This is a genomic window from uncultured Pontibacter sp., assembly GCF_947492645.1.
Lineage (GTDB): Bacteria > Bacteroidota > Bacteroidia > Cytophagales > Hymenobacteraceae > Pontibacter.
In genome coordinates, this window is the sequence record NZ_CANLMZ010000009.1 from 166174 (window position 1) to 179552 (window position 13379).

The following is a 13379-nucleotide window of genomic DNA, read 5'->3' on the forward strand; positions in this document are numbered from 1 at the left end:
TAAATCTGTTAGCTCTACAAATTTACGAAAATGCCGCTCGGAAACAGAGTATTTTATACTTCCATATTTTTAACGCTAACTGCAATTCAGTATATAGCCACAGCTGTTTCGCCTAACCATATATGCTCCGGCTAAAAGCCCGTACCCGACCAGGGTGAATTGCCAGATACGGTTTTAACTGCTTTTCCATCCGAGTCAGGCCTTAGCAGGCTTTATATTCTGATTAACCCTAAACAGGTTGTCTGGGTCATACTTCCTTTTAATTTGCGTAAGCTTATCGTAATTATCCCGGTAGGTGGCACGAATACGTTCATCGCCTTCTTCCATCATAAAGTTTATATAGGCCCCTTCAGAGCAATAGGGGTGCAGGGCATCGTAATATTCGTGGGTCCAGTCGGTAATTTTCTGACGATTTGCCGGGTCAGCATCCACCCCAACAATAACTTCTGCCCAGTTGGCATCGCGGTAACTCCAGGCGGTGGCATCTTCGGCAACATCATGCACGGCTCCGTTTATAGGGTACAGGTGCATGGTGGAGTTCATACTTGGTAAACTTTTGACATGCGTAATGTGCAGGTCAATAGCTTCGTCGCTGAGCTCTTTTACAAAGTCTGCTTTCCAGTACCATTGCTGGCCAGCCGGATAAAGCGGGTCGAACATACTTTGCAGCGCAGGATGAGGTATAGGCCCCACCAAATCGACAGCTGGTGGTGGTAACTGGCTTCTAATGCTATTAAACATTTCTTCTGCCTGCTCGTGATCTCCTGCGTGGCACCATACTACGCCGCCTGTTATTTTGTTATGATGTGCAGCTGGGAATGGCTCTACGGGTGGTATCTGTACAAAAGCAAAGAAACCGTTCAGCTCTCGTGGGGCTTTCACGATAAACTCCCGGTACCATTGCATGATCTGCTTAACCTGGTCCATTTTCCACATCATAGGTCCGGCATAGTCAATCGAAACAGGGTGAAGCATAAACAGGAATGAGGTTACCACGCCAAAGTTTCCGCCGCCACCACGAATTGCCCAGAACAAGTCTGAATGCTCCTGCTCGTTTACCCGCACAAAACTACCATCAGCCAGCACCATCTCAGCCTCTAACAAATTGTCAATGGTTAAGCCATACTTTCGGCTCAGGTGACCGATGCCGCCACCCAATGTTAAGCCACCCACACCGGTTGAGGATATAATGCCGCTTGGTACAGCCAGTCCAAATGCATGCGTGGCATGGTCTACTTTGCGCCAGGTACAGCCACCTTCAACGCGGGCCGTTCTTTTATCGGGGTCTACGCGTACGCTGTCCATTCGTGTAAGGTCAATTACCAACCCGTCGTCGCACATGCCCAACCCGGCACCATTGTGGCCACCACCCCTGATAGCTATCAGCATATCATTTTCCCGAGCGTAGTTAACGGCAAAAACCACATCGGCTACATCCTCACACCGTGCTATCAGGCGAGGGTGCTTATCAATCATGCCGTTGTATACTTTGCGGGCCTCGTCGTAGCCCATGTCGTTTGGTTGGATAAGCTGGCCAAGTAAACCGGCTTTCAGTTCCTGAACTGTACTTTCTTCAATCATGGTATTTTCCTTCCTTTCAGGTTATCAGGATAACACCATCATGTAATATGTAATGTTGAGAGGGCGATCAAGTATGAAAATAGGTGCGGAGGGCTATGGTGCTACCTTGCAGAATTAAATGTTTATATATAATTAAGTATACGACTTCGGTTGTACTTAGAGAAGGCCACACTAAAATACTACGTGATCATACATTAACCCCTGTTAGATGTATCAGCAGGTTAAGTAAAGTAAAATGTAATTTCATGCTTTTATAGTGCAGGCGCATTGATAGAAAGCGTCAGGTTCTCAATCACCTGCATCATGCCGGTAGGATATACACCCACATACACCAGCAGTATAGCCAGTAAAGCTATAGTTATACCGCTTACCAGATAGGCAGAAGGATGCAGCGCCTGCCGTTCCCGCACCACGTTGGTCTGGTAGAACATGACAGCTATGATCTTGATGTAATAGTATAAACCGATCACGCTGTTAAGCGCCAGCATGACCACCAGCAGCCACAATTCGGTACGTACACCAGCTGCCAGTACAAAAAACTTGCCCACGAAACCAGCTGTTAAAGGTATACCTGCCAGCGAGAGCAGCATGGCGGTAAAAATAGCTGCTGTCCAGGGGCGCCGCCAGAGCAGACCACGATAGTCCTCCAGCTGCTCCGCATCCCGCTCTTCATCGGAAAGCAACGTGACCACGCCAAAGGCACCGAGAGTAGTAATAAAGTATGCCACCAGGTAAAAGGTTACCGCTTCTACACCCATTGTATTACCAGCCAGAAAAGCTACCAGTATATAACCCAGATGCGCTATCGAAGAATAAGCAAGTATACGCTTCACATTGTTCTGCATCAGAGCCAGAATATTACCGGCCAGCATCGAGGCGATGGCGATGATGGTGAAAATGAGCACCAGCGTAGGGTAGCTAAAGCCATCTGTCTCCATGAAGAATCGAGTCATCAAAGCCACCATACCACCTTTGGACACGGTGGCGATAAAGGCCGTAACCGGGGCAGGGGCACCTTCATATACATCCGGCGTCCACATATGGAAGGGCACCACACCCAGCTTAAAGCCGATGCCTATGATCATCATGCCAAATCCGATCATAAGTATAAGCGACGTTTCCTGGAAGGCGGATAAAGCAACCCCAATCTGCGCAAAGTTCATGGCCCCTGTCATGGCGTATACCAGGGCCATTCCGAACAGCAAAAAAGCAGAGGACATAGCGGCAAGTATAAGGTATTTAATGCCGGCCTCGTCGGAGCGTTCGCGGGTGCGGAGGTAAGCCACTAAACCATACAGGGAAACGCTCAGTACCTCCAGCCCCAGAAACAAAGAGGCAAAATGTGTACTTATTACCATCACACAAGCACCCAGGGTAGCCAGGATGTGCAGGATGTAATACTCCTCTTTCCGTTCTTCGCGCTGCTCAAAGTATGCATACGACAGCATGGCCACCACCAGCGAAGACAGCAGTATAAGCCCAATGTAGAACAAGCCAAAGCCATCTACTATAAAGAGCGGTGCAATGGCATAAGGCTCAATGTACCCGATCTCAAACAGAGAGGCAAAAGCCGCTGCAAGCGATAAAAGTGTAATGATGTAAATGATCTTGTGGTAACGCTTTACCGCAATCACCAGCATAATGATCAGCGATGCCATCACGAGTATCAGCAGCGGCATCAGGTGTAGAAAATCATTTAAGACCATAAGCACCTCCTTTGGTTTTAAGTTGAGAAAGAGAGTCTGTAGGTTGATTTATACTTTGAGGCTGTTCCATTGAAATAGTTCTGTCTTCGGGCACATTGGTGTATGCCTGCAGTTGCTCGTCAATGGATGGTTTGGCTGTATCTACAACAGGTTGCGGGTAGAGGCCCAGCCACAGCAGCGCCACCACCATCGGCACCATGATCAGCATTTCGCGGCCAGTAAGGTCGTGGATGATGTGGTCGGTGATGTTGTGGCCGTAGTATACTTTTTTAAGTATGCGAAGCGAGTAAGCCGTGGCCAGTACAATACCAATGGTGGCAAAAACCGTCAGCCAGTTATGCGCCTGCCAGCTGCCGATCAGGGTAAGAAATTCTGCTATAAAATTACCCAGTCCAGGTAACCCCAGCGAAGCCATCACAAATATTAAAGCGATCACACCCATTTTAGGAGCCGTAGCCCAGAAGCCACCCATTTTCTCGATGTTGCGGGTATGGATGCGGTCATATAAAAAGCCGGCAAGTATAAAGAGTGCGCCGGTACTTAACCCATGCGTGATCATCTGCATGACCACCCCCTGAAGTGCCAGTTCGTTAAAGGCAAAAACCCCAAGTATCACAAAGCCCATGTGGCTGACCGAAGTATAGGCCACCAGTCGTTTGAGATCGGTTTGAGAGTAGGCGAGGAGGGCACCGTAAAGTATGCCAATCACGCCCAGCAGCATGGCCCAGGGCGCAAACTCCTGTGCTGCATCGGGGAAGAGTGGCAGCACAAAACGCAGCAAGCCATAGGCTCCGGTTTTTAAAAGCAATCCGGCAAGTATAACGCTACCAGCCGTAGGAGCCTGCGAGTGCGCATCGGGCAACCAGGAGTGAAAGGGCACCACCGGCAGCTTTACCAGGAAGGCCGCCAGGAACCCGAACATCAGCCACATACCCACAGCAGGGGAGAAGCTGGTGCCTAGTAACTCAAAGTAGTTGAAAGTATAGATCCCTGTATTGTTGGCATGTATAAAGTATAAACTCAGGATGGAGAGCAGCATGAGCAGTCCGCTGGCCTGGGTAAAGATAAAGAACTTAAAAGCTGCGTAGATCCTGTTCTCGTGGCCCCATATGCCAATGAGGAAGTACATCGGAATGAGCATCACCTCCCAGAAAAAGTAAAAAAGGAACAAGTCCATAGTCAGGAACACGCCGGTGATACCAGCCAGCACCCACAGCAGGTTAAAATGAAAAAAGCCAACTTTAGTGTAGATCTCGTTCCAGGACACCAGCACAGCCAGGGCACCGAGCAAAAATGTGAGCAGCAGCATGAGCAGGCTCAGTCCGTCCAGCGCCAGATCAAAACCAATACCCCATTGCGGCACCCACTCCATGTTCAGCTGAACCAGCCAGGCTCCTTGTTTCGTAGCTGCTGTGGCCGGCTCTGATAACCATAACCAGGCGGCAATGGCCAGGTTGGCAAGTATGGCCAGCAGCGAAATCCAGCGGGGCAGCAGGTCGTTTACCCTTCCGGAAAGCCAGGCAAGTATACCACCTGCCATCAGTATCACGATCATCCAGAGAAGTATCATAGCAGCAGACTTATAGTTACAATGAGCAGGGCACCCACCAGCACACCCAACATGTAGGTGCGCAGCATGCCGGTCTGGGTGCGGGCAAACAGGCTGTTAAGCCATTGGGTAAGGTTGGCAAAGCCGGTGTAGATCAAATCGATCGCGTCGTTGCGGTTTAGTTTGGACAGGTACACGTATGGTTGTACAAAAACCGCATCATACAGCGCATCAAAGCCCCAGCCTGAGTACCAGAAGCGGTGCATGGCCATGGCAAACCGGGAGTTCTCCACGTTCTGCACCAGTTCCGGCTTTTTAAGGTAGAAAAGGTAAGCAATGTAAATACCTGCCAGCGCCACTACCGCTGCTACGATCTGGAAAATCCACTCGATAGTTGATAATCCCTCATCGATCACAATAACAGGCAGAACCGGCTCCAGGTAATTGGTAAATAACGTGAAGTGGGCAAAGTTGTGCGGCAGTTCTATAAAGCCACCAATCACCGAAAGAATAGCCAGCACCACCAGGGGCATTTTCATCCAGAAACCGGGCATGTGGCTGATGTGCGTTTTTTCTTCGCCGAAGAAGGTGATAAACACCATCCGGAAAGTATAAATGGAGGTAACAAATGCACCCAGTAAGGCAGCAATATAAAGTATAACACTACCCCGTTCACCGGCCAGCCCGAGCCACAGGATCTGATCTTTGCTGTAAAAGCCTGCACTAATTAACGGTACTGCTGCCAGCGAGGCAGAGCCGATCAGGAAGGTCCAGAACACGACTGGCATTTTGTGCCGCAAGCCACCCATTTTAAACATGTCGTGCTCGTGGTGTAAAGCCATGATGACAGCTCCTGCTCCAAGGAACAGCAGCGCTTTAAAGAAGGCGTGAATCATAAAATGGAACACAGCCGCTGACCAGGCACCCACACCCAATGCAAGGAACATATACCCGATCTGGCTGATGGTAGAGTAGGCGAGTACCCGTTTCAGGTCATTTTGGGTGAGTGCGGTGAAGCCGGCAATGAGCAAGGTGGCCGCACCTATAAACGCGACTACCATTTGCGCTGTAGGAGCCAGTTCGAACAGTACATACATTCTGGATATTAAGTATACACCTGCCGTTACCATAGTGGCTGCATGTATAAGTGCACTAACAGGAGAGGGACCAGCCATGGCATCGGGCAACCAGGTTTGCAGCGGTAGCTGTGCCGATTTACCCACCGCGCCGCCTACCAGCAACAGCGCCACCAAAACCGCCGTTTGTGAACCAACCGACCAGGTTTGTGGTGCCTGCGTCAGTATCTCCTGGATGTTTAACGTGCCAAAGTGCTGGAACAATAAAAACAGGGCAAAGGCCATGGCAGTATCACCTACACGTGTAATGATAAAGGCTTTTCGGGCAGCATACCCGTTGGCAAGCTCCCGGTACCAGAACCCGATCAGTAGAAAGCTGCACAAGCCGACACCTTCCCAGCCTAAGTATAAAAGCACCAGGTTATCGGCCATAACCAGCACCAGCATGGCGCATACAAACAGGTTCATGCTGGCGAAGAAGCGGGAGTAATCAGCATCCTCGGCCATGAACTCAGCGGAGTATAAATGAATTAAAAATCCGACAAATGTGATGACGAAAATGAACACTAAGGTAAGCGCATCTACATGGAAGGAAATGCCTGGACTTAGCCCCGCCACACTAAACCATTGCCATACCTGCTGCTCATACATGGCAGCGCCATCACTCAAAAACTGAATGCCCAGAAGTATGGTGAGTACTGCAGAGATGCCTACACTACCTGCTCCTATTACAGGCACAAGTACACGTGGCAACCTCAGGCCGAAAAGTATAAGCAAGGTTGCACCCAAAAGGGGCAGGGCGGGAATGAGCCAGATCAGGTTTTCCATAGCGTTATCCTTTCATTCTGCTTGCGGCATCGCTGTCCAAGGTTTTTAACTGGTGATACAACTGAAGTATAAGTGCCAGGCCCACAGACACCTCTGCAGCGGCCATCGTCAATATGAAAATGAACATGACCTGCCCGTCTGGCTGCGCCCAATGCATACCTGCCACGATAAAGGCAAGTCCGGCTGCATTTAGCATGATTTCTACTGAGATGAGCATAAAGATGATGTTGCGCCGGATGAGCACACTTATCAGCCCAAGTATAAAAAGTATAGCTGCCAACAGCAGTCCGGCTTCCAGGGTTACTCCGTTCATTGTGCGGCCTCCTTCTCCAAAAAGCGGTGAATAACTTTTTTCTTCTGACGACCCAAATGATATGCCCCTACGATACCGGCCATCAGCAACATGCCGCACAGCTGTACGCCCAGCATGTAAGGACCATACAGCGCAATACCTACTTCCCGGGCATCGACAGCAGCTACGGTAGAGGCAGGCATATCAGAAGCGGTAAAGATGTAGATCAGCTCGGCCAGCAGCACCAGCGAAAGTATGGCCGGGCCTACCCAGATACGGGGTTTCAGCCACTCTTCCTCTGTCTTTACAGAGTCAGCATTCAGGTTGAGCATCATGATCACAAAGATGATGAGCACCACAATGGCTCCGGCGTAGATGATGATCTCGAGGGCAGCCATAAAGGGAGCGCCCAGCGTGAAGAACACCACCGAGATTGCCAGAAAGGAAACCACGAGGTAGAGCAGCGCGTGAATCATATTGTACCTGGTGATGACCATGATGGTGGCTAGTATGGCAACAGCGGCCGCGATATAGAATGTCAGTTCCATGGCGTGTTAGGGTAATAAGCTTTTGATATCTACTGGTGGTGCTTCGTTTTCGGCCTCGCCTTTGTCTTTTCCGCCGATGGCCATGCCGGCTACTTTGTAGTAGTTGTAGCCGTGGTACTTGCCTTCGCCGTTTATGAGCAGGTCTGGCTTCTCGTACACCAGGTTCTGGCGGTTATATTCTCCCATTTCAAAGTCTGGTATAAGCTGAATGGCATACGTAGGGCAGGCCTCTTCGCAGAAACCGCAGAAAATGCAGCGTGAAAAGTTTATCTGGAAAAACTCCGGGTAGCGCCGTCCTGTCGGATCTTCTGTGGCTTGCAGGGCTATGCAATCCACGGGGCAGGCAGCAGCGCACAGGTTGCAGGCCACGCAGCGTTCACCACCATCGGGGTCGCGGGTAAGTACAATGCGGCCTCGCCAGCGGGGTGGCAGGTAGTTTTTCTTTTCGGGATATTCGATGGTATCACGCTTGTGGAAAGCATGCAAAAACGTGAGCCACATGGTACGCAGTAAACTAAACATATTCCTGCTCCTTTCTTTAAAATACTATTTCAAATTGTCCCCTCAAGGGGACACTCTATGCTATTACTTTAGCCAAAGTATAGGTTTCATAGCCTTAGTCGTCGCGCGGACAGGTCGCGACCTGTCCCTACGAAGGTGTAAACCTCCCCCTAACTTCTCCAAGGAGGCAGGGCTGTTGCTCTTTTTGTCATTTCGAATGCAATGAGAAATCTGGAGCCTTTCATAACCCCGAAATAATTCAGATTTCTCGCTTTGCTCGAAATGACAACCTTATACTGTTTGCTCATTCACATACTCTCTAACTCCTAAACTCTCTAATTTACAAACTCCTTTACTCTCCCAGCCACAACAACACACCACCCGTCACCAGCAGATTCAAGAGCGTGAGGGGCAGCAGTATTTTCCAGCCGTACTCCATTAACTGGTCGTAGCGGGGGCGTGGAAGAGAGGCGCGGAGAAGTATAAACAGGCAAATGAATGCGAATACCTTAAGTATAAACCACACAATGGGTGGCAGAAAATCGGGGCCGAGCCAGCCGCCAAAGTATAGCGTTACCACCATGCAGGAGATTAGCGTGATGCCCAGGTACTCACCGATAAAGAAGATGCCGAACTTCATGCCCGAATATTCGGAGTGGAAGCCAGCGATCAGCTCACTTTCTGCCTCTGGTATGTCGAAGGGCAGGCGGTGCGTTTCGGCTATTCCGGCTATAAAAAAGATGATGAAACCCAGAAGCTGTGGAATAAAGAACCACATGCCCCGCTGCGCCTCTACAATCTCACTCAGATTAAACGAACCGGCCATCAGCACCACACCCATCAGCGACAACCCCATGAACACTTCGTATGAGATCATCTGCGCGGCGCCACGCATGGCACCCAACAAACTATACTTGTTATTCGAAGCCCAGCCACCTAGTATGATACTATAAGCACCCATCGAAGAAGCAGCCAGAAAAAACAACAAGCCAATATTCAAATCTGCCACCACAATGCCCGGTGCAAAGGGTATCACCGCAAATGCCAGCAGCACAGAGGCCATGACAATAGCGGGAGCTACCACAAACACAGGCTTATCGGCAAATGGTGGAACCCAGTCTTGCTTAAAAAATAGCTTTAATGAGTCTGCGAGTACAATGAATAAACCAAACGGGCCAGCTCTGTTAGGGCCATAGCGATCCTGCCAAAGCGCCAGCATACGCCGCTCTATCCAGATGAGCCCAGCCGCCACGTTCAGTAGCGCGAAGAGCACTCCGCCGATAATCAGGAGATAGGTTGAGGTTGCTTCTTCCATGATATTTCCCTATTTAATATGCCCCAGGCCGGCAAGGCCGAAAAAGGTAAGCCAGGCAAGCCAATCGGTAATCCTGCTGCTCCCTGAGCTACAAATGAGCTGGTTTTTACAGGCAGCTGGTACACCTGCTCTTCAATCTTAAATGTTAGCGTTTCACCCTCTGCCAGTTTCATTTCCTGCGCATCGTGGCTGTTTAGCAGCACATATGGCTCCGGTGCACGTTCCATAATGCCTTTGGTGTGAATACTTAGTTCCTCTGAGCCGAAGGTATGGTAAAGCGGCACCATGAACAGGTGCCCGTCCAGCGGCAGGAAGTGCTGCGGTGCTTCTTGGAAGTATGTGCTCCTGCTTTGCAGCTGAGGCTTGATCAATCTTGTTCCAGGGTCGCCACCTTTTAACGGCCCGCCGATCTCCAACTGGTACTTGTTTGTAGATTGTATGGAGTTCCACCCCGGAGACCAGAAGAACGGAATGATGGATGAAGGTGGCTGACCTTTGTAGCCCTCCATGGTAAAGCTCAGCGGAGAGTCAGGATCTTCGGCTGGCTTGGGCTCGCTTACATTGGTTACAGCATTGGTGGCGGTGCGCCCGCTAATCCGATGTGAAGCTCTTGGTATTTTCTGCCCGGCTATCCTGAACTCAGCAGGGGGTGTAATGCCCTCTACACCACGTAGGTTAGGGTGTGCTACGACCATGGCCGGCAACAGGTCATCGAAGGTTTCCCAGCCACGCATGTGCTGGTGATGCACCTGGTCGCCGAGTTGCATCAACCAGCGCCAGCTTTCCTGTATGTCTTCGGTGGTAGGGTATACTTGGTAAAAGCGCTGTGCGCGGCCTTCGTTGTTTACCAGCGTACCATCAGATTCTGCAAAAGAGCCAGCTGCGAAAAGTATGTCTGCCCGCTCTGTGGTTTTGTTATGCAGGGAATCGAGTACGATTACGTTTTTACACTTGTCGAAGAATCGGTTTACCTGTGCAGTACTTGCCCTGCGGTAGAGGTCATTTTCAAGTATAATCACCGTGTCAGTATAACCGTTATCAATAGCATCGAAGGCAGATTCCAGTCTGTGGCCGCCCAGCATATCTAGCCCCAGGCTGTTACATTCTGGTGCTGTGAGCATGATGCCTGCATCTTTACCTTTTGCCTTCAGTACATTGGCAATGTTAGCAGCAGCTTTTATGATGCTTTCACGGCCGCCATGGGTGCCGGAAATAACTGCCGGTTTTTGTGCTTGAAGCAGAGCATTGGCAATCTGGTTAGCCATTCTTACTGTTTGCTCTGTTACATCGTGCACGCTTATCTCCTCCCCGGCAATAATGCTGGCTACTATAAAGCCTAGCCGGGCAATTTCAGCAGGAGTGGAATTGAAGGTTTCGGTGGCAATCTCATCCAGTTTCGTAGGTTGGAAAGAGGCTATGAATAGTGGACCTTTCCGGTCCTGCACCAGCTCCCGCACCGCTGCATCCTGCCATATCGGGAAACCTGCTTTAGGCACTTCTTCCATTATCGGCTGCTGCCTTACCGACTGCCTTACAGCCAGGTCCAGCATAGGTGCGGTGTTGGTCAGGTCTTCGCCAAGTATAAATACGGCATCGCAATGCTCTACTTCTCTCAAAGAAAGTATGTGGGCATCGGTAGTTTGCAGTACCTCCAGGTTAAACTCCACAAGGTCGTGCTCCGGCTCCGAAAATCCCTGATAGAAATGCTCTTCGCCTACTAAAGTTTTTAAAGCAAAGTTGGATTCTAAGGAAGCGCGTGGAGAACCAATTCCGATCACCTTACCGCTGCGAATCATCTTTGCGGCTTCCTCCAGAGCTACATGTTGGGAGGTGGCTTCAGGTAGTTGGCTTCTCACTAAAGGTTTACGGATACGGCTGGCGCTGTTCACAAACTCATAGCCAAAGCGGCCGCGGTCGCAAAGGAAGTAGCCATTCACTTCTCCGTTATAACGGGTGGTGATGCTGCGCAAGGTGCCGTACCGTTCGCCGGCACTCGTGTTACAACCCAGGCTGCAATGCTGGCAGATAGAAGGAGCAGAGGTAAGATCCCATTTGCGGGTATAGTGCTGTTTAAGGGTTTTATCTGTGAAAACACCGGTAGGGCATACTTCTGCCAGGTTACCGCTGAATTCACTCTCCAGTACCCCATCTTCGTGGCGACCAAAGTATAAATGGTTGTGTGCCGCAAATACATCCAGGTCTTTTCCGCCGGCATAGTCTTTATAGTAGCGCACGCAGCGGTAGCATTGGATGCAGCGGTTCATCTCATGGTTCAGGAAGGGGCCCAGGTATTGGTTGCGGTAAGTGCGTTTTTCAAACGTATACTTGCGATAAGCGTGACCTGTCATCACAGTCATATCCTGCAGGTGGCAGGCTCCTCCTTCGTCGCACACAGCGCAATCGTGGGGGTGGTTGGTCATGAGCCAGCCGATGATATGGTTCCGGAATTCTTTCGCTTGTATATTCTGGATGGAGATACGCATGCCTTCCCGCACCGGCTCCATGCACGACATCATCAGTCTGCCAACGGTATCATTCTCGTCCTTAAATACCTTTACAGCACATTGGCGACATGCGCCTACAGAACCCATAGCAGGGTGCCAGCAAAAGTATGGCAGGTCTTCGCCCAGGCCCAGGCAGGCCTCCAGTAGATTCTTGCCAGTCTTTACTTGAAAAGGTTTGTCGTCTATATAGATCGTTACATTAGGTGCTACTGCTTCCATGGACATCTTTTTTCTGTGATATGCCGTTCAAAATCAGCTCTGAAGTATTTAAGGGCGCTTTGCAGGGGCTCCATCGCGCCGGGAGCCAGAGCACAAAAGGTATTGCCAGGGCCCAGGTATTGGGTATGAAACTCCAGGATTTTCATGTGTTCCGGCTGGCCCTTGCCACGCTCCATGGCTCTTAATATTTTCTCTACCCAAGGCAAACCCTCGCGACAGGGTGTACAGAAGCCGCACGACTCCTGCGCAAAGAAGTGTTGCAGGTTCAGCACAAAGCCAACAGGGCAGGTTTTATCATCCAGGATGATCATAGTGCCAGTACCCATGCGGCTGCCTACTTTGGCCACAGAGGCATAGTCCATTTTCACATCCAGGTGCTCTTCTACCAGGAAGTCTGTTGATGCGCCGCCGGGTAGCAATCCCCTGAACTTAAGGCCGTCCTTCATGCCGCCGGCATACTCTTCCAGGAGCTCCCGCACGGTTACCCCCATGGGAAGTTCCCACACGCCCGGCCGTTTTACTTTGCCGCTGATGCCGTAGATCTTGGTGCCTGCATCTTCGCTCTGGCTTAGACTTTTAAACCATTCGGCACCTTTATTTACAATGTGGGGCAGGCAGCAGAGGGTTTCTACGTTGTTTACAATAGTTGGCCGACCATACAAACCACTCACCTGCGGAAAAGGCGGCTTGGCTCTTGGGTTTGCTCGTTTACCTTCGAGGGCATTTAGCAAGGCCGTTTCTTCGCCGCACATGTAGCGCCCCACCCCGGTGTGCAGGTGCATGTCTAGCGTATAGCCGCTGCCAAGTATGTTTTCGCCTAAGTAGCCTGCTTCGTACGCTTCTGCTATGGCTTTGCGTATTTCGCTGGCTGCCAGTTTGTAGGCCCAGCGCAGGAACACGTAGGAAATGTTGGCTTGAATGGCAAACGCCGCCACAATCATTCCTTCTATTAATTGATGCGGATTGCCCTCCAGCAGCAGGCGGTCCTTAAAGGTGCCTGGTTCCATTTCGTCAGCGTTGGCTACGAGGTATTTCGGGCCCGGCACATCCATCGGTACAAAGCTCCACTTCATGCCCGTACCAAAACCGGCACCACCGCGCCCTTTCAGGTTGGAGGCTTTTACCAGATCCGTTACCTCGGCCGGTGTCATTTGCTTCAGTACCTTACGCACCGACTCATAGCCGCCCACACGCTCATACTCTTTTAAGCTGAGGGGCTGCCTGCCTGCTACAATATGTTGGGTTAGGGGTGTTTCCATG

10 protein-coding genes are annotated in these 13379 nt (G+C 50.5%); all 10 read right to left on the reverse strand.

Features of this window, described 5'->3' with window-relative positions:
• Positions 1–195: 195 nt before the first annotated feature.
• Positions 196–1581, reverse strand: coding sequence for an FAD-binding oxidoreductase (locus Q1A23_RS14815; protein WP_299824663.1), 1386 nt, complete (start codon positions 1579–1581; stop codon positions 196–198).
• A 251-nt stretch (positions 1582–1832) separates the two neighbouring features.
• On the reverse strand, positions 1833–3287 hold the full coding sequence (locus Q1A23_RS14820) for an NADH-quinone oxidoreductase subunit N (protein ID WP_299824664.1): 1455 nt from the start codon (positions 3285–3287) through the stop codon (positions 1833–1835).
• A complete protein-coding gene (gene nuoM / locus Q1A23_RS14825; protein ID WP_299824666.1) occupies positions 3274–4857 on the reverse strand; it encodes an NADH-quinone oxidoreductase subunit M in 1584 nt (527 codons plus the stop codon). The genes Q1A23_RS14820 and nuoM overlap by 14 nt, the downstream gene beginning before the upstream one ends.
• Positions 4854–6740 carry an NADH-quinone oxidoreductase subunit L gene (gene nuoL / locus Q1A23_RS14830; RefSeq protein WP_299824667.1) on the reverse strand — a complete coding sequence of 629 codons (1887 nt, stop codon included), beginning with the start codon at positions 6738–6740 and terminating at the stop codon, positions 4854–4856. The genes nuoM and nuoL overlap by 4 nt, the downstream gene beginning before the upstream one ends.
• A 4-nt stretch (positions 6741–6744) precedes the next feature.
• Positions 6745–7053 carry an NADH-quinone oxidoreductase subunit NuoK gene (gene nuoK, locus Q1A23_RS14835; RefSeq protein ID WP_299824669.1) on the reverse strand — a complete coding sequence of 103 codons (309 nt, stop codon included), beginning with the start codon at positions 7051–7053 and terminating at the stop codon, positions 6745–6747.
• Entirely contained in the window at positions 7050–7580 is a 531-nt protein-coding gene (gene nuoJ, locus Q1A23_RS14840) for an NADH-quinone oxidoreductase subunit J (protein ID WP_299824671.1), read from the reverse strand. The genes nuoK and nuoJ overlap by 4 nt, the downstream gene beginning before the upstream one ends.
• 6 nt (positions 7581–7586) lie before the next feature.
• Positions 7587–8102 carry an NADH-quinone oxidoreductase subunit NuoI gene (nuoI, locus tag Q1A23_RS14845; RefSeq protein ID WP_299824672.1) on the reverse strand — a complete coding sequence of 172 codons (516 nt, stop codon included), beginning with the start codon at positions 8100–8102 and terminating at the stop codon, positions 7587–7589.
• A 331-nt stretch (positions 8103–8433) separates the two neighbouring features.
• Complete coding sequence (nuoH, locus tag Q1A23_RS14850) at positions 8434–9396, reverse strand: NADH-quinone oxidoreductase subunit NuoH (RefSeq protein ID WP_299824674.1); 963 nt, start codon at positions 9394–9396, stop codon at positions 8434–8436.
• On the reverse strand, positions 9366–12119 hold the full coding sequence (nuoG, locus tag Q1A23_RS14855) for an NADH-quinone oxidoreductase subunit NuoG (RefSeq protein WP_299824676.1): 2754 nt from the start codon (positions 12117–12119) through the stop codon (positions 9366–9368). The genes nuoH and nuoG overlap by 31 nt, the downstream gene beginning before the upstream one ends.
• The gene (nuoF, locus tag Q1A23_RS14860) at positions 12107–13378 is read right to left on the reverse strand and encodes an NADH-quinone oxidoreductase subunit NuoF (protein ID WP_299824678.1); all 1272 of its coding nucleotides are present in this window, start codon (positions 13376–13378) and stop codon (positions 12107–12109) included. Before nuoF ends, nuoG begins: the two co-directional genes overlap by 13 nt.
• Position 13379 lies beyond the last annotated feature (1 nt).